Here is a 331-nt window from a genome sequence, read left to right as displayed (position 1 = left end):
GGCTTCAGCAAGGCGCGAGCTAGCAAGGTTGGACGTCCGGCCTATGATCCGGCCGACTTGCTCAAGCTGTACCTGTATGGCTACTTCCATCGAATCCGCTCCTCGCGCCGACTGGAGGCCGAGTGCCAGCGCAATGTCGAAGTGATGTGGTTGCTGGGCCGACTGGTACCGGACTTCAAGACCATTGCCGATTTCCGTAAAGACAACGGTGTGGCGTTCCAGGCAACCTGCCATGCCTTTGTGCAGTTCTGCCGTCAGGTCGGGTTGATCGGTGGTCAGTTGGTGGCTATCGATGGCAGCAAGTTTCAGGCGGTGGCTTCACGACGCAAGC

General features: G+C 58.9%; 1 protein-coding gene. It reads left to right on the top strand.

From position 1 onward, the window contains the following. Nucleotides 1–331, top strand: a 331-nt coding sequence (locus tag DK254_RS16875) for a transposase (protein WP_146219613.1), incomplete at both ends; no start/stop codon positions are given.

The organism is Pseudomonas sp. RW407, from assembly GCF_003176655.1.
Lineage (GTDB): Bacteria > Pseudomonadota > Gammaproteobacteria > Pseudomonadales > Pseudomonadaceae > Pseudomonas > Pseudomonas delhiensis.
Note: the sequence above shows the minus strand (reverse complement) of the source record. Positions and strands in the feature narration are given on the sequence as shown.